General features: G+C 59.4%; 11 protein-coding genes and 4 pseudogenes. 9 read left to right on the plus strand and 6 right to left on the minus strand.

Translation table 11 applies throughout. The features are described 5' to 3' along the window. The first annotated feature begins 78 nt into the window (after nt 1-78). Nucleotides 79-945 carry a D-hexose-6-phosphate mutarotase gene (locus tag BSP75_RS19080; RefSeq protein ID WP_075114241.1) on the plus strand — a complete coding sequence of 289 codons (867 nt, stop codon included), beginning with the start codon at nt 79-81 and terminating at the stop codon, nt 943-945. 70 nt (nt 946-1,015) lie between these two features. Here BSP75_RS19080 and nadA read toward each other — a convergent pair whose 3' ends face one another. Next, on the minus strand, nt 1,016-2,089 hold the full coding sequence (gene nadA, locus BSP75_RS19085) for a quinolinate synthase NadA (RefSeq protein WP_005335706.1): 1,074 nt from the start codon (nt 2,087-2,089) through the stop codon (nt 1,016-1,018). Between the two features lie 140 nt (nt 2,090-2,229). On the opposite strand from nadA, the gene BSP75_RS19090 reads away from it, so the two are divergent. Further along, nucleotides 2,230-4,335, plus strand: a complete 2,106-nt coding sequence (locus BSP75_RS19090) for a methyl-accepting chemotaxis protein (protein ID WP_075114242.1) — start codon at nt 2,230-2,232, stop codon at nt 4,333-4,335. Nucleotides 4,336-4,404: 69 nt separating this feature from the next. On the opposite strand, the gene BSP75_RS19095 is transcribed toward BSP75_RS19090, so the two are convergent. Both BSP75_RS19095 and BSP75_RS19100 read right to left on the minus strand, forming a co-directional pair. After that, on the minus strand, nt 4,405-4,860 hold the full coding sequence (locus tag BSP75_RS19095) for an NfeD family protein (protein ID WP_075114243.1): 456 nt from the start codon (nt 4,858-4,860) through the stop codon (nt 4,405-4,407). Continuing rightward, nucleotides 4,857-5,780 carry an SPFH domain-containing protein gene (locus BSP75_RS19100; protein WP_058052545.1) on the minus strand — a complete coding sequence of 308 codons (924 nt, stop codon included), beginning with the start codon at nt 5,778-5,780 and terminating at the stop codon, nt 4,857-4,859. Before BSP75_RS19100 ends, BSP75_RS19095 begins: the two co-directional genes overlap by 4 nt. 197 nt (nt 5,781-5,977) lie before the next feature. Here BSP75_RS19100 and cysG point away from each other — a divergent pair, with 197 nt between their 5' ends. The 5 genes from cysG to cysC all read left to right on the plus strand — a co-directional run bounded on the left by cysG (nt 5,978) and on the right by cysC (nt 12,329). Then, on the plus strand, nt 5,978-7,426 hold the full coding sequence (gene cysG, locus BSP75_RS19105) for a siroheme synthase CysG (RefSeq protein ID WP_075114244.1): 1,449 nt from the start codon (nt 5,978-5,980) through the stop codon (nt 7,424-7,426). Nucleotides 7,427-7,498: 72 nt separating this feature from the next. After that, nucleotides 7,499-8,431 (plus strand): sulfate adenylyltransferase subunit CysD, encoded by a 933-nt coding sequence (gene cysD, locus BSP75_RS19110; RefSeq protein WP_339385706.1) that lies wholly within the window; start codon nt 7,499-7,501, stop codon nt 8,429-8,431. Between the two features lie 12 nt (nt 8,432-8,443). Further along, on the plus strand, nt 8,444-9,871 hold the full coding sequence (gene cysN / locus BSP75_RS19115; RefSeq protein ID WP_075114246.1) for a sulfate adenylyltransferase subunit CysN: 1,428 nt from the start codon (nt 8,444-8,446) through the stop codon (nt 9,869-9,871). Nucleotides 9,872-9,875: 4 nt separating this feature from the next. Further along, nucleotides 9,876-11,600 (plus strand): SLC13 family permease, encoded by a 1,725-nt coding sequence (locus BSP75_RS19120; RefSeq protein ID WP_075114247.1) that lies wholly within the window; start codon nt 9,876-9,878, stop codon nt 11,598-11,600. A gap of 138 nt (nt 11,601-11,738) precedes the next feature. Continuing rightward, on the plus strand, nt 11,739-12,329 hold the full coding sequence (gene cysC / locus BSP75_RS19125; RefSeq protein ID WP_075114248.1) for an adenylyl-sulfate kinase: 591 nt from the start codon (nt 11,739-11,741) through the stop codon (nt 12,327-12,329). A 567-nt stretch (nt 12,330-12,896) separates the two neighbouring features. On the opposite strand, the pseudogene BSP75_RS21315 reads toward cysC, so the two are convergent. The 3 pseudogenes from BSP75_RS21315 to BSP75_RS19135 all read right to left on the minus strand — a co-directional run. Further along, nucleotides 12,897-13,123 (minus strand): annotated as a pseudogene (locus BSP75_RS21315) (IS3 family transposase); the annotation flags it as partial. A gap of 62 nt (nt 13,124-13,185) precedes the next feature. Further along, nucleotides 13,186-13,422 (minus strand): annotated as a pseudogene (locus tag BSP75_RS19130) (transposase); the annotation flags it as partial. A gap of 67 nt (nt 13,423-13,489) precedes the next feature. Next, nucleotides 13,490-14,520 (minus strand): annotated as a pseudogene (locus BSP75_RS19135) (IS630 family transposase). A gap of 133 nt (nt 14,521-14,653) precedes the next feature. Between BSP75_RS19135 and BSP75_RS19140 the strand changes: the two are divergent. Together BSP75_RS19140 and BSP75_RS19145 are read left to right on the plus strand one after the other, a co-directional pair. Continuing rightward, nucleotides 14,654-15,289: pseudogene (locus tag BSP75_RS19140) on the plus strand (IS5 family transposase); the annotation flags it as partial. A 229-nt stretch (nt 15,290-15,518) separates the two neighbouring features. Next, nucleotides 15,519-15,659 (plus strand): transposase family protein (locus BSP75_RS19145; RefSeq protein WP_148140712.1); only part of this gene is annotated, 141 nt, incomplete at its 3' end.

Genomic DNA, 15,659 nt, shown 5'->3' on the forward strand with positions numbered 1-15,659 from the left:
GCGCAATCGCGTAGCTTGAAAAAGGCGGCCATTGGCCGCCTTTTTGTTTTTCGGTTTCCCCTGATGACAGGAGTCCACATGCAATCCATTCGTCCCCTGACAGCCAATTGCAAGCTTGCCAACAATGCTGCCGGTCTGCCGGTTCTCACCATCAACAACGACTATGCCAAGGCCGAGATCAGCCTGTTTGGCGCCCATGTGCTGAGCTATCAGCGCCATGGCGAGCCAGCCTCCATCTGGCTGAGTGACAAGGCGGTGCTGGATGGCAGCAAGCCTGTTCGTGGCGGTATCCCGATCTGCTGGCCCTGGTTTGGCCCGGCGCCAGCCCGTGTCGGTAGCGGCAAGCCCTCCCACGGCTTTGCCCGCACCACCCTCTGGATGCTGGATGGGGTCTCCGATCACGCCGACGGCACCCTGGTGCACCTCTCTCTGCGCGACAGCGATGCGACCCGTGCCCTGTGGGATCACGCCTTCGAGCTGGAGCTGGACGTACTGGTTGGCAAAGAGCTCTCACTGGTGCTGACCACGCGCAACACCGGCGCACAGCCGCTGACATATAGCGGTGCGCTACATACCTATCTGGTCATCAGTGCGCCGGAAGCGGTGAGCGTCACCGGTCTGGGCGAGCCCTATGCCGACAAGCTGACCGGACAGGATGCCAAACAACAGGGTGCATTGACCCTGAACGGGCCGCTGGATCGGGTCTACTGGCAGCCAGAGGCGCTGGTGAGCGTGCAGGATGGTGAGCGTGAGACGCGGGTAGTGAGCGGCAACCACGACAGCGTGGTGGTCTGGACTCCCTGGCTGGAAGGGGCCACCGCCATGGCCGACATGAGCGACGATGGCTATCGCACCATGCTCTGCGTCGAAGCGGCCATCGCCGGTGAGGCGGGAGTGACCGTTGCACCGGATGAAGAGCACAGCCTCTCCACCGTGATCATCTGAGCAGGATGAGGTTCAGATAAATAAAGAGGGCTCCCGCGGGAGCCCTCTTTGCATCTCTTGACGGCCACAATCAGGCGTTGCCCTGAGTCTTGAGCTTGAGTTCGGCGGCGAAATTGAGCATCCGATCGAGGGGGATCAAGGCTTTGACCCGCAGATCTTCGTCGACATGGATCTCGTGGCGCTCGGCACCGTCGGTGAGGGCCTCCTTGATCGCCACCAGACCGTTCATCGCCATCCAGGGGCAGTGGGCGCAGCTGCGGCAGGTGGCGCCATCGCCACCGGTCGGTGCTTCCACCATCTCTTTCTCCGGACAAGCCTGCTGCATCTTGTAGAAGATGCCCCGATCGGTCGCCACGATCAGCTTCTGCTGGGGCAGCTCCTTGGCCGCCTTGATCAGCTGACTGGTGGAGCCCACCGCATCGGCCAGCTCGATCACCGAGGCGGGGGATTCCGGATGAACCAGCACGGCGGCGTCCGGATTCTGCTCTTTCAGCTCGCGCAGGGCGCGGGCCTTGAACTCGTCGTGGACGATGCAGTGGCCCTGCCAGCGCAGCATCTGCGCCCCGGTCTTCTTCTCGATATAGGCACCCAGATGGCGATCCGGGCCCCAGATGATCTTGTGACCCAGACTGTCGAGGTGCTCGACGATCTCGAGCGCGATGCTGGAGGTCACCACCCAGTCAGCCCGTGCTTTGACGGCGGCCGAGGTATTGGCATAGACCACCACGGTATGGTCGGGATTGGCATCGCAGAAGGCGGAGAACTGTTCGATGGGACAGCCCAGATCCAGCGAGCATTCAGCCTCCAGGGTCGGCATCAGCACCCGCTTGTGGGGGCTCAGGATCTTGGAGGTTTCCCCCATGAAGCGCACCCCGGCGACAATCAGAGTTTGCGCCTCGTGATCGCGGCCAAAGCGGGCCATCTCCAGCGAGTCACCGACGAAACCGCCGGTGGCTTCGGCCAGCGCCTGGATCTCGGGATCCGTGTAGTAGTGGGCAACCAGTACCGCCTTGCGCTCCTTGAGCAGCGCCTTGATTTCTGTGGTCAAGGTCGTTCTCTGCTCGGCACTCAGGGGAAGAGGTTTGGCCGGAAAGGGGTAGTCCATCGCGACTACCGGCGGGACACTGCTCAGTGCATTGCTCATTGCGACTGTTCCATCAACGCTCGGGAAGGCAAAAATTATAACCAGAAGCCTGCCACAAACCCATCAACAAATCGGGTGAAGCGCAAGTGGGCGAATATACTCAAGTAATTCGTTGTTATTCTGTCATAAGGAGTTGCCCCATGAAGCAACGTTCCCTCAAGTTCAAGCTGCTGTGCCTTACCATGGGGCTGTTTCTGCTGACCGGGCTGGCCATGACCCTGTTGCAATCGGCCTCTTTCAGCTCCCTTCGCAACATGGTGATGACCCAGACCAGCGATGCACTGGAAGAGGAGGTCTCCCGCAGCCTGCAGTATCAGGCGGAGCGCTATGCCATCCAGATTGCCTCGCTGATGCAGAACTCCTACCAAATCCCCCTTACCGTGACCGCCCAGATTGACGCCGCAATGACCAAGCCGGAACAACGCTTGTCGCGGCCCCAAGTCGAGTCTCTGCTCGGCAGCAGCTTGCAGCAGGCGAGCGGGATCAGCTCCATCTATGCCCAGTTTGAACCCAATGGCTACGATGGTGAGGATGCCAACTGGGTCGCCGGGGCCAGCCACTCGGTAGCGGGCAAGGGAAGCCTGGAGGTTTATTTCACCAAGGCTCAGGGAGGCGCAGTTACCCAGCAGCCGATTGATGCGGCTGCCAGCGAGGCAAAATTCGATACCTCCCTCAACGAGTTCGGCATCCGCAACAGCGAGTGGTATCTCTGTGGCCGCGATACCCGCCAACCCTGCCTGATGGAGCCCTATCTCTACGAAATCAGCCCCGGCAACAAGATGCTGATGACCAGTCTGACCGTGCCCATCCTTCACGATGGCAAGTTTGTCGGGCTGGCTGGCGTGGACATGAACCTGCCCATCTTCCAGCAACTGGCTGAAAACCTTGGCAAGAGCCTCTATGACAACAAGGCGGATGTGACCCTGGTCAGCAAGATGGGGCTGATTGTTGGCAGCAACCGCTACGCCAACAAGCTGGGTCGCCCGCTCAAGGAGGTGGGGTTGGCCCTGCCTACCGGTCAGGCCGTGAGTAGCGACACCGATTTTATCCTGCAACAACCGATCCGTATCGAGGCTGCCAATGCCCAGTGGTGGTTAATGATCAAAGTGCCCAAGGCACTGGCACTTAGCAAGGCTCGAGCCATCAGCAATGATCTTGGCTCCCTGTTGCATGATGCTCAGCAGCAGCAAGTGCTGGCGATGGGGTTGATCACCTTGCTGGTGCTGGGCTTGCTAGTCTGGTTTATCCAGACCATCACCGCGCCGCTCTCCCTCATCAGTCGCCATGTCGGCCATCTCTCCAGCAATGAGGGGGATCTGACCCAACAGATGGAGATCGACACTCACCAGGAGCTGATCGATCTTGGCGCCCAGCTCAACGCCTTCCTCGGCAAGCTGCGGGGCATGGTGCAAATGAGCAAGGGGATCGGCCAGCAGGTCTACCAGCAGGCGCGGGAGATGAAACATACCGCTGACACCATGCGCAACAGTCTGGACGAGCAGAATCTGGAGCTGGAGAGCGTGGTGAGCGCCATGCACGAAATGAGCACCACGGCAGTCAGCGTGGCAGGTTATGCCGAGCAGGCGGCGCAGGAGTCGGAAGCGGCGACCCACCACATCAATACCGCCCAGCAGACCCTCAGCAATGCGCGCAACGAGATCCATACCCTGGTCGGTGATATGCATGAGGCGGATAAAGCGGTGGCGCTGGTGGCCCAGCGCAGCACCAATATCAGCCGGATCCTTGATGTGATCCGCGCCATTGCCGAGCAGACCAATCTGCTAGCCCTCAACGCCGCCATCGAGGCTGCGCGGGCGGGTGATATGGGACGCGGCTTTGCGGTGGTGGCGGACGAGGTGCGGGCGTTGGCGACCAAGACTCGTGAATCGACCGACGAGATTGGTCAGCTGATCGGTAGCCTGCAGACTGAAGTGAGCAGCAGTCAGCGTCTGATGAATACCGGCATCGAACGCTCCACCACCACGGTGCAGGGCACCGAGCAGGCGTTCGAGGCGCTCAATCGGGTGGTGGCCCAGATCCAGCAGATCCACGACCACATCAGTCAGGTCGCTACCGCCGCCGAGCAGCAGAGTGCGGTGAGCGACACCATCAACCAGAACCTGATGCGGATCGGCGATACCGCCAACGTGATCGGGCAGGAGGCCAGCTCCAGCCATCAACTGAGCGAGGCGCTGGAGCAAGCGGCCACGGCGCTGGCCAGTCAGCTCGATCGGCTGCGCACCTGAGTGGCAGTCTGAGAGACAAAAGCCCGCGAGTGATCGCGGGCTTTTTTATGGTTCGATGGCAGAGCGGCGTCAGTGGCGGGGTTCAACCAGCAGGATGTGTGAGTCGGCCCCCACCACCCTGACCTTGCTGCCCGCAGGCAGCGACTCGTCGCAGCGCACCGTCCAGACGGTGTCGTCCAGATGCACCCGACTGGTGCCTTGGGTGACATCATCCAGCAGGGTCAGCTCGCGGCCCATATAGCTCTGCATCCGCTCGTTGATGGTGCTGGCAGCATCCTGACCCGACTTGTCGCGCTGGTGCTGCCAGCGCCACCAGGCCCAGGTGGTGAGCAGGGATTGCACCGCAAACAGCAGCAATTGCGCTTGCCAGCCAAAGGGCCAGATCAGCAGCAGTAGGCCCACTTCCAGCGCGGCGATGCCGGTCCAGAGCAGGAAGCCCACCGACCCCAGTACCTCGATGGCCAGCAGAATGAAGCCGAGCCCCAGCCAGTGCCAGTGGGTCAGCCCCTCGAACAGGGCTGTCATGACTTGCTGCCCTTGCCATCTTTGTTGAACAGCTCGGCCATGCCGGCCACCGAGCCAATCAGGCTGCCCGCTTCCAGCGGCATCATGATGATCTTGCTGTTGGGGCCTTCACCGATGCGGGCCAGCGCCTCGGTGTACTTCTGGGCCACAAAGTAGTTGATGGCCTGCATATCACCCTCGGCGATGGCCTGGGAGACCATATGAGTCGCCTTGGCTTCCGCCTCGGCAGCCCGCTCCCGCGCTTCGGCGGCGAGGAAGGCGGCCTGACGTTCACCTTCGGCTTTGAGGATCTGGGACTGCTTCTCGCCTTCCGCTTTCAGGATTTTGGACTGGCGCACCCCTTCGGCTTCCAGTACCTCGGCCCGTTTCTGGCGCTCGGCCTTCATCTGGGCGTTCATCGCTTCGACCAGTGCCAGCGGCGGGCGCACATCTTTAATCTCGATGCGGGTCACCTTGATGCCCCAGGGGGCGGTGGCGGCATCCATGGTGCGCAGCAGCTTCTCGTTGATGGTGTCGCGCTGGGAGAGCATCTCGTCCAGCTCCATGGCGCCGAGCACGGTCCGCATATTGGTCATGGTGAGATTGCGGATGGCGCTGGTGAGATCGTTGACCTCGTAACCCGCTTTGCGGGCATCCACCACCTGCACAAAGCTGATGGCGTCGATGGTGACGTTGGCGTTATCGCGGGAGATCACCTCTTGTGCCGGGATGTCCAGCACCTGCTCCATCATGATGATCTTGTGGCCGACCCGATCCACATAGGGGATCAACAGGTTGAGACCCGGGGTCAGGGTGCGGGTGTAGCGGCCGAAGCGCTCTACCGTCCAGTTGTAGCCCTGGGGCACGATCTTGATGCCCGCGCTCAGGGTGGCGAGCACCAGGAACACGAAAATCCCTAGCACAATCAATGATTCATTCATCATATAGCTCCTTATGAAACACAATCTCTAGCCTATGGTCTGGCGTCAGGTACCACAAGTGACTTCGTACGCCTTTGCCATGAATTGGTTTTACTAATTACTTAAACGCATTAAAAAGCATTTTTTATTATTTTGAGGGATAAGTGGCCCTGCCTATAGTCGCCCCATATTAGTCGTATTCCGAGGGATGGGTCGAAATGGATTATTTGCCGATGTTTGCCAAGTTGGACGGGCGCCCGGTGCTGCTGGTGGGCGGGGGCGAAGTGGCCCTGCGCAAGGCGCGCCTGCTGCTGGCGGCCGGTGCCCGACTGACCATCGTCTCCCCGGAGCTTGAACCCGAATTTGTGGAATTTGCCGGTCGTTTTACCCATCTTGCCGAGCGCTTCACTCCGGCTCATCTGGCAGGTCAGATTTTGGTGGTGGCCGCAACCGACAGCCTCGAAGTCAACGCGCTGGTTTATCAGAGTGCCAACCAGCTGGGGCTGTTCGTCAACGTGGTGGATGACCCCAAGCGTTCCAGCTTTATCTTCCCCTCGATCATCGATCGTTCGCCGCTGATGGTGGCTGTTTCCAGTGGCGGCAAGGCGCCAGTGCTGGTACGCCTGCTGCGCGAACGGCTGGAGAGCCTGCTGCCGCGCCATCTTGGCGGGCTGACCGAGCTCTCCGGCCGGGTCCGTGACAAGGCCAAGCGGGTGCTCTCCTCGATTTCCGATCGTCGCCGCTTCTGGGAGCGCGCCTTTGCCTCCAACACCCTCGCCAGCCTGATTGAGAAAGAGGATTGGCAAGGGGCCGAGCAGTGGCTGAGCGATGGCCTCGACCAGGCGAAAAGCGAAGTGGGGGAAGTGGTGCTGGTTGGCGCTGGCCCCGGTGATCCGGGCCTCTTGACCCTCAAGGCGCTGCAACAAATTCAACAGGCTGAAGTGGTGCTCTACGACCAGCTGGTTTCGCCTGAGATCCTCGATCTGGTGCGCCGCGATGCAACTCTGGTGTCCGTCGGCAAGAAGGCGGGTGCCCACAGCGTGCCGCAGGAGGAGACCAATCGCCTGCTGGTGGATTACGCCAAGGCGGGCAACCGGGTAGTGCGGCTGAAAGGGGGCGATCCCTTTATGTTTGGCCGGGGTGGTGAGGAGCTGGAAGTGCTGGCCGACGAAGGCATCCCCTTCTCGGTGGTGCCCGGCATCACGGCCGCTGCCGGTGCCACCGCCTATGCCGGTATTCCGCTGACTCACCGTGATTACGCCCAGAGCGCCGTCTTTATTACCGGCCACTGTCAGAAAGAGGGCAAGGAGCCCGACTGGCAGCAGCTCGCCGCCACCAGTCAGACCCTTGTCATCTACATGGGGCTGATGCGCTCCGAGCATATCCAGCAGCAGTTGATGGATCACGGCCGAAGCCAAGCCACCCCCATCGCCATCATCGAGCGCGGCACCACAGCCCGCCAGCGGGTGCTGACCGGCACGCTGGCGGATCTGGCGGAGCTGGCCAAACAGGCGGTGAGCCCGTCGCTTATCGTCATCGGCGAAGTGGTCGCCCTGCGCGATCGGCTCGCCTGGTTTGGGGAAAAAAGCGGGGAAAAGAGCGGCCAGCAGCTGCGCGCTAACCCGGATCTCGATGGCTGCGACCTCAAGCTGGTGCAGCTGGCCTGACCGAGAAAGAGATATTTGATGCGGCTGCCAGCGCAGCCGCGCACTGAACCACCCAGCGCCCCGAGCAGGCGCATAAGCAATGACCCGAGGACCAACATGGACCGTGAAAGATTGACGCACTTGCAGCAGCTGGAAGCCGAGAGCATCCATATCATCCGCGAGGTGGCTGCCGAATTTGAAAACCCGGTGATGATGTACTCCATCGGCAAGGACTCCTCCGTCATGCTGCACCTGGCCCGCAAGGCCTTCTATCCGGGCAAGATCCCGTTCCCCTTGCTCCACGTCGACACCGACTGGAAGTTCAAGGAGATGATCAAATTCCGCGACGAGACCGCCAAAAAGTACGGGCTGGATCTCATCGTCCACAAGAACCCGGAAGGGCTCGCCATGGGCATCAACCCTTTCGTGCACGGCAGTGGCAAGCATACCGACATCATGAAGACCGAGGGGCTCAAGCAGGCGCTCAACAAATATGGCTTCGATGCCGCCTTCGGTGGCGCGCGCCGCGACGAGGAGAAGTCCCGCGCCAAGGAGCGTGTCTACTCCTTCCGTGACAAGTCCCACCGCTGGGATCCGAAGAACCAGCGTCCGGAGCTGTGGCGGGTCTACAACAGCCAGGTCAACAAGGGGGAGAGCATCCGGGTGTTCCCGCTCTCCAACTGGACCGAGCTGGATATCTGGCAATACATCTATCTCGAGAACATCGACATAGTGCCGCTCTACTTCGCGGCCATGCGTCCGGTGGTGGAGCGCAACGGCATCAAGATCATGGTGGATGACGATCGCATGCCGCTCACCGCCGAGGATGAGGTGAAGCAGGAGCTGGTGCGCTTCCGCACCCTCGGCTGCTACCCGCTGACCGGGGCCATCGAATCCGATGCCACCACCTTGCCGGAAATTATTGAAGAGATGCTGCTCACCACCTCGAGCGAGCGGCAAGGGCGGCTGATTGACCACGATCAGGCCGGCTCCATGGAGCAGAAGAAGCGTCAGGGATATTTCTAAGGAGTCGTCAGCATGAACAGCCATATTCAGACCGCCATCACCGAACAGGGCATCGAAGCCTATCTGTACGCCCAGCAGCACAAGAGTCTGCTGCGTTTTCTCACCTGCGGCAGCGTGGATGACGGCAAGAGCACCCTGATCGGTCGCCTGTTGCACGACTCCCAGCAGATCTATGAAGATCAGCTCAAGGCACTGGAGTCCGACAGCCAGAAGCTCGGCACCACCGGCGAGAAGCTGGACTTGGCGCTGCTGGTCGACGGCCTGCAAGCGGAGCGCGAGCAGGGCATCACCATCGACGTGGCCTACCGCTATTTCTCCACCGCCAAGCGCAAATTCATCATCTCGGATACCCCGGGCCACGAGCAGTACACCCGCAACATGGCGACCGGCGCCTCCACCTGCGATCTGGCTATCATCCTGATCGACGCCCGCAAGGGGGTGCTGGATCAGACCCGCCGCCACAGCTTTATCGCCAGCCTGCTCGGTATCAAGCAGTTCGTGGTGGCGGTCAACAAGATGGATCTGGTGGAGTTCAGTCAGGAGGTGTTCGAGCGCATCAGCGCCGATTACCGCGAGTTCGCCAAGAAGCTCAGTGTCGACACCATCCATATCGTGCCGGTCTCGGCGCTGGACGGCGACAACGTGGTCAACCAAAGCGACAAGCTGGCCTGGTATCAGGGCGAAACCCTGCTTGCCCTGTTGGAGTCTGCGGAAGTGGAGCGCGAACTGGAGCGTCATCCGGTACGCCTGCCGGTGCAGTATGTGAACCGCCCCAACCTCGATTTTCGTGGCTTCGCGGGGACCTTGGCCTCCGGCATCCTGCGGGTGGGCGACAAGCTGGCAGTGCTGCCGTCGGGCAAAGAGAGCACAGTCACCCGCATCGTCACCTTCGACGGGGATCTGGAGTACGCCCTGCCGGGTCAGGCAATCACCGTCACCTTCGCCGATGAGATCGACATCAGCCGCGGCGACCTGCTGGTGGATGCCGCGAAGCAGCCGCAAGTGACCCAGAACCTGCTGGCCCATATCGTCTGGATGGGGGAGGAGTCCCTGCAACCGGGTCGGGTCTACGACGTCAAGCTGGCCACCAAGAAGAGTCGCGGCCAGGTAGAGGCCATCCGCCACCGCATCGAGATCAACAAGCTGGATGAGCTGCCCGCCAGCGAGCTCAAGCTCAACGAGATCGGCCTGTGCGAGCTGAGCCTCACCGACCCGGTGGCGTTCGACCCGTATCAGGAGATCCGCGATACCGGCAGCTTTATCCTGATCGACCGGCTGACCAACGTCACCGTCGGTGCCGGCATGATCGTCGAGGGCTTGGCGGCGAAAGCGGTAAAAGGGCACTACAGCGAGTTCGAAATCGAGCTCAACGCGCTGGTGCGCAAGCACTTCCCGCACTGGCAAGCCCTTGCCATCGGTAACGACACAAGCAAGGAATAAGCCCATGACCTGGCAACAATCCCTGGTGCTGGGTCTGCTGGCTGCTCTCGTGGCCCTGCTGATCCAGGGCAAACTCCGCCCGGCGCTGCTCTTCTCGGGCGCCGTGCTCATCACCTACCTGAGCGGGCTGGCGGACATCAATGCCGTGGTGGCGGGCTACACCAACAGTGCCCTGCTGACCCTGGTACTGTTGCTGCTGGTGTCGCTGGCGGTGGAGAAGACCCGCATCATGAGCTGGTTCGCCAATCTGGTGGGCACGGGTTCATTCAACAAGGTGCTGGTGAAGGTGTGGTTCTCCACCGCCTTCCTGTCGGCCTTCGTCAACAACACCGCCGTGGTGGCCTCCATGCTGGGGGCGGTCAAACGCAACCCCAACCACTCCCCGTCGCGGCTGCTGTTGCCCATGTGCTTCGCGGCCACCTTTGGCGGGGTGCTGACCCTGATCGGCACCTCCACCAACCTGATCGTCAACAGCTTCCTCATCAAGATGGGGGCGCCGCCGCTCGGCATGTTCGACTTCTTTATGGTGGGGGCGGGCACCTTGCTGACCGGTCTGGTGGCCGTGCTGCTGTTTGCCCGTCACCTGCCGGAGCAGGATACCGAGATGAGCCGCGAATCTGGCTATTTTCTCGAAGCCAAGGTGGGCGCCGGGTCGCCACTGGCGGGGCGCAGCGTCAAGGAGAATGGTCTGCGCAGCCTGAAAAGCCTCTATCTGGCGGAAATCATTCGCGGCGAGCAGGTGATCTGCCCGGTGCAGCCGGAACACGAACTGCACGAGGGCGATGTGCTGCTGTTTTGCGGCGACGTGGAGAGCGTTGGCGTATTGCAGGAGATGAAGGGGCTGGATCTCTACGGCCAACACCGCCTCAACGGCCAGCATCTGGTGGAGGTGATCGTCAGCCACAGCTCGCGGTTGGTGGGGCAGACCATCAAGGATGCGGAATTTCGCACCCACTTCGATGCGGTGGTATTGGCGGTGCGCCGCGGCGAAACCCAGCTCACCGGTGGCCTCGGCCAGATTGAGCTGCACGCAGGGGACACCCTGCTGCTGGCCCCCGGCCCCCAGTTTGCCCGCAACAAGTCGCTGGGGCGGGAGTTTGTGGTGGTGAGCGGGCTGGAGGCCTCCACCCGCCTCGATGGCAAGCGTAGCGCCGCCGTGGTGCTGGGCTTTCTCGGGGTGCTGGCGCTCTCGGTGTTTGATCTGGTGCCGCTGTTCAAGGGCTTGCTGTTGATGCTGGTGGCGCTGCTGCTCACCCGCATTCTGACCCTGGACGAGATCCGCCGCCGCTTTCCGCTGGATATCTGGCTGGTGGTGGGCGGGGCGCTCGCCATCGCCGATCAGCTGGAAAAAAGCGGACTGGCGCGGCTCATCGCCGACTGGCTGATGGGGGAGTTCAACGGTGCCAGCCCCATCATCGCCTTTATCGGTATCTATGTTTTTACCCTGGTGCTGACCGAACTGATGAGCAATAACGCGGCCGCTGCACTGGCCTTCCCCATGGGTTACCAGCTGGCGCTCAGCATGGATGTCTCGACCATGCCGTTTATTCTGGCGGTGCTGTTCGGGGCGAGCTCCAGCTTTATCCTGCCCTACGGCTATCAGACCAACCTGATGGTCTATGCCGCGGGCAACTACAAGATGCCGGACTACCTCAAGCTGGCCCTGCCGGTCTCGCTGGCCTATAGCCTCGGGGTGATTGTGATGGTGCCCCTGCTGTTTCCGTTTTAAGGCGTGAGCGCCAATCAAGGAGTGTTGGGTGAGCAATACCATGGCACCAGCACGTTGTCGGCTGATAGTCCGAGGCGGCTCCCCGTGGTGCCGGACAGTTTAAGTTTTGAGGCGTGAGCGCCAATCAAGGAGTATTGGATGAGCAATATCGTGTGGCACAACCATGCCGTGGACAAACAGAGCCGGGCCGAATTGAAAGGGCAAAAGCCGTTGGTGATCTGGTTTACCGGGCTGTCGGGGGCGGGCAAATCGACCCTGGCGGGGGCGCTGGAGCAGGCGCTGGCGGCACAAGGCAAGCATACCTATCTGCTGGATGGGGACAACGTGCGCCACGGCCTCTGCGGCGATCTCGGTTTCGATGATGCCGCACGGCAGGAGAATATCCGCCGGGTCGGTGAAGTGGCGAAACTGATGGTGGATGCGGGCCTTATCGTGCTCACCGCCTTTATCTCGCCATTTCGTGCCGAACGGGCGCTGGTGCGCAATCTCTTGGGCGCTGACGAGTTTGTCGAGGTGTTTGTCGATGCGCCGCTCGCCATCTGTGAAGAGCGAGACCCCAAGGGGCTCTATAAAAAAGCGCGGGCTGGGGAAATTACGAATTTTACCGGTATCGACTCCGCCTATGAGGCGCCCGAGCAGCCGGAAATCCATCTGCTTAATGCCGGTAAATCGGTAGAGGTGCTGGTGGAGGAGCTGCTGACCGCCCTACGGCAGGGGAACTACCTGTAGTTGGATCGGAAGAACGTATAACAAGCGCCCGGCAGCCGGCCAGTTGGCCACCACAGGCGCTGATGGGCTGGCGGTAGCCACTATAAGCAAAAGTTGGGTCATTATCGGAAAACCCATAAATCCAGCTGATAGTGGCGCCGACAAGCCTTGAGCCACCCCAAGGCGGTCGATAGCAACCCCGCAAAGGGATCTTCCGATCCTTGCTTATATCGCGGCGGGGTTATTCGCGATTGTCAGAATACGCTGCGCTATTCGAACCTACGGGCTGAGGTTGATTGTCCATTCCGAGGATCGGTATTAGAGGGGGAGAATTCCCCCATGTTTATTTCTTTTCCAACTATCGCCCTTATCGTTCGTGGCATTTATATTTTCTTGACGGCAATATAAATTAAATGTTTAGTTGGTGTATTTATTATTGGTTTAAATATCTCTAGTTATCGTTTCAAGAGACATGATTCTCGATAATAGAATTTTAATGTCTGAGCTAAATAACTGATCCCAATAGTGCTACACCTTCGCTGTGCCATAGCCATTCCCCGGGAAAGGAGACACGGTATCCATGAAGTNCCGTTCGTCCTCCTGTTGTCGTGGCGATACGGGCTGTTTCAACCACGCATAGAAGCCACTTTGGTGAACCCCCAGGGTCTGGCACAGGGTAACGACACTGTACCGGTCGAGTCGGGAGGTTATGAACGCGTACCTTTCCTTGACTCGCTGGCAAAGTACGCGGCGGCCTCCTTTAGGATATTGCGCTCTTCGGTGACCTGGCGCAGTTCGGCTTTCAGGCGGCGTATCTCGGCTTGCAAGGCAGACTCTTCGAGCTGCTGGTCAGCGGGCTTGCCGTACTGCCTGAGNAAATGTTGCGCTCCTCGGTGACCTGGCGCAGTTCGGCTTTCAGGCGGCGGATCTCGGCTTGCAAGGCAGACTCTTCGAGCTGCTGGTCAGCAGGCTTGCCGTACTGCCTGAGCCAGGCATACAGACTGTGGCTGGATACCCCAAGGGCTCGTGCAACGTCAGTCACCGGTCGTCCGCGCTCGGTGATTTGTTTAACGGCTTCGATTTTGAATGTTTCTGGATAACGCTGACGGGTCATAACACCTCCAATAGTTGCCTCATTTTAAGGCTGTGAGGTGTCTAGGGAACTGGGGGCGATTCAAGTGCTACACCTTTGCTGTGCCATAGCCATTCCCCGGGAAAGGAGACACGGTATCCATGAAGTGTTTCACTCGGGCCAGCAGGCTGGCCATTCCTCTGCATTGATGATTGCGCGTGATGGTTTCATGTAACTTGTGCCACAGCCGTTCTATGTGATTAACCCAAGGGCTGTAAACTGGCTGGAATACCAAGCAGAACTTGGGGTTCTTCTTCAACCATCGCTCGGTCTGTTTGCTTTTGTGAATGATGTAGTTATCGAGGATCAGCGTGATGGTTTTGGCTCGTCGGTAGTGGCGACGCAGCTTTTCCAGCAGGGCGATAAACAGGGATGAGTTTTTCTTTATCCCACTGACGTAAAGTACTCTTCCGTTACCTGCATGGAGAACGCCTGCCAGGTAATGTTTCGCGTTCTGTCCCGGTGTGACAACCCGCTTTTGCTGCGCTCTGAACATCCAGTCGGCCCCTAATTTGGGATTGAGTCTATATCGACTTCATCCTCATAAAACACCGGATTATCGGCATCACAGCGGGCCAGCGCAGCGTCGACATCCGCCATTTTCTCCTGATAGGCCGGGTCTTTTATCCGCAAGGTTGGCACGGGCCTTCGCCAGACAATGCCCATACGAGGTAACCATCGGCGGAGCGTGGAGGCTGCCATATTGAGGCCTGTTAACCGATTGATTTTGATAGCCAATAGTTCGGTACACCAGCGGCTGCGCTGATAACCAAAATCTTGCGGAGAAAACTGCATGAGCAGCACCAGTAAGGTGACAATCTTGGCGACAGGTAAGACTGGGGCACGGCCAGCCGGTAAGGCTTCTAACGCACCCACACCTTCATCCCGATACCACCGAAGCCAACGGCCGATGGTCGAACGAGCAGCGCCGGTAAGGTGATGAACATCAGTGATCGTGCGTCCTTCATGTAACAGCAAGATGGCCATCAAGCGATGAGCATGCCCTTTATCACGCGTCGCATGGATGATTTTGTGAATGCGGCGCCGTTGTGGTCGTGGCAGGGGTGGTAGGATAGGCATCAACTCAGTCCTTTGGGTGTGGCTTGTTTTGTTTGGCGACTAATGGGCGTTGTTTCCCAAATCGATGCAGCTTGAATGGAACTAACTGAGAACTTGGTGATCTGATCACCACCATCCCCTTCAGGTCTGCATCATGGGCAAGTCGCTTCACCCCATCACCAACTGGCCTACATACAACAAGTCTTTGATTAACCGTGGTTCACTCACCTTCTGGGTTGATGCCGAGGCTATGAGCAACTGGTTTCACCACGACCATCATGGGCGGCGGGGGCGCAGCCAGCTTTACACTGACCAGACCATCTGTACCTTCCTGATGCTCAAGGGGATTTTCAATCTCACTCTGCGGGCCACTCAGGGACTACTCGACTCCCTGTTCGAGTTGATGAATGTGCCGTTGTGCGCACCGGACTATAGCTGTGTCAGCAAGAGAGCCCGCTCGGTGACGGTGGCTTATCGAGAGCCCCCAAAGGGACGTATTACCGACTTGGTTATCGACTCAACCGGGCTGAAGGTGTTTGGTGAAGGCGAGTGGAAGGTCAGAAAACACGGCGCTGAGAAACGGCGAATCTGGCGCAAGTTGCATCTGGCGGTAGACCCAGCCACTCACGATATCGTGGCGGCGGAAGTCTCGCTGGAAAATGTCCATGATGCCGAGGTGTTGCCGACCTTGCTCAATCCATTGCGGCGCAAGCTGGGGCGTGTTTATGCGGATGGTGCCTATGACAGCAAAGCCAGCCATCAGCTAGTCTCGCGCAAAGGGGCAACAGCAGGGCGAGATCGCGAACGTTTATTGAGCACATTTACATGATTTGACCGATGTTGCGGGTTATGATCTTATGCTCCCTTTTCGGGAGCCATTTCATATCCATCGACGCTTTCTCTGAACACTTTGCCGAACTCCAAGATCCCAGACAAACCGCNCGTTTATTGAGCACATTTACATGATTTGACCGATGTTGCGGGTTATGATCTTATGCTCCCTTTTCGGGAGCCATTTCATATCCATCGACGCTTTCTCTGAACACTTTGCCGAACTCCAAGATCCCAGACAAACCGCTAAAGTGGCCTACCCCCTGTTTGATGTTCTGTTCCTGACGCTCTGCGCCGTGATCGGCGGCGCTGAAGGATGGCAGGATATC

Origin of the sequence: Aeromonas sp. YN13HZO-058, from assembly GCF_001921245.1 — a bacterium.
Classification (GTDB): Bacteria; Pseudomonadota; Gammaproteobacteria; order Enterobacterales; family Aeromonadaceae; genus Aeromonas; species Aeromonas allosaccharophila.

Excerpts from the sequence above, each read along its gene's own strand:
- BSP75_RS19080 (WP_075114241.1), top strand. The coding sequence starts at position 79 with ATGCAATCCATTCGTCCCCTGACAGCCAATTGCAAGCTTGCCAACAAT.
- nadA (WP_005335706.1), bottom strand. The coding sequence starts at position 2,089 with ATGAGCAATGCACTGAGCAGTGTCCCGCCGGTAGTCGCGATGGACTAC.
- BSP75_RS19090 (WP_075114242.1), top strand. The coding sequence starts at position 2,230 with ATGAAGCAACGTTCCCTCAAGTTCAAGCTGCTGTGCCTTACCATGGGG.
- BSP75_RS19095 (WP_075114243.1), bottom strand. The coding sequence starts at position 4,860 with ATGACAGCCCTGTTCGAGGGGCTGACCCACTGGCACTGGCTGGGGCTC.
- BSP75_RS19100 (WP_058052545.1), bottom strand. The coding sequence starts at position 5,780 with ATGAATGAATCATTGATTGTGCTAGGGATTTTCGTGTTCCTGGTGCTC.
- cysG (WP_075114244.1), top strand. The coding sequence starts at position 5,978 with ATGGATTATTTGCCGATGTTTGCCAAGTTGGACGGGCGCCCGGTGCTG.
- cysN (WP_075114246.1), top strand. The coding sequence starts at position 8,444 with ATGAACAGCCATATTCAGACCGCCATCACCGAACAGGGCATCGAAGCC.
- BSP75_RS19120 (WP_075114247.1), top strand. The coding sequence starts at position 9,876 with ATGACCTGGCAACAATCCCTGGTGCTGGGTCTGCTGGCTGCTCTCGTG.
- cysC (WP_075114248.1), top strand. The coding sequence starts at position 11,739 with ATGAGCAATATCGTGTGGCACAACCATGCCGTGGACAAACAGAGCCGG.